At 68.6% G+C, this 350-nt stretch carries 1 pseudogene; it reads right to left on the bottom strand.

Annotated features, from left to right (window positions below):
- Window positions 1–350 (bottom strand): annotated as a pseudogene (locus tag GT030_RS04820) (glucose-6-phosphate dehydrogenase); the annotation flags it as partial.

The raw sequence follows: 350 nt of genomic DNA, 5'->3' as shown, positions 1-350 counted from the left end.
AGCCGCTCGTACGCCTCGGGGCTGGACTCGGTGAAGGACTCGCCGTAGGCGAAGTCCATCGACACGTCCCGGATCTCCATGGAGGTGCCGGGCACCTTGGAGCCGAAGCGGACGGTCATGCCCTCGTCCGGCTGGACGCGGATGACGATCGCGTTCTGGCCCAGCTCCTCCGTGGCGGTGGAGTCGAACGGCGAGTGCGGGGCGCGCTTGAACACGACCGCGATCTCGGTGACGCGACGCCCCAGCCGCTTGCCGGTGCGCAGGTAGAAGGGCACACCCGCCCAGCGGCGGTTGTCGATCTCCAGCTTCAGCGCCGCGTACGTGTCGGTCTTCGACTTGGGGTCGATGCC

Source organism: Streptomyces sp. SID1328 (assembly GCF_009865595.1).
GTDB lineage: Bacteria > Actinomycetota > Actinomycetes > Streptomycetales > Streptomycetaceae > Streptomyces > Streptomyces griseoluteus.
The sequence above is the reverse complement of the archived record's forward strand: the minus strand, read 5'-3'. Positions and strand labels throughout refer to the sequence as shown.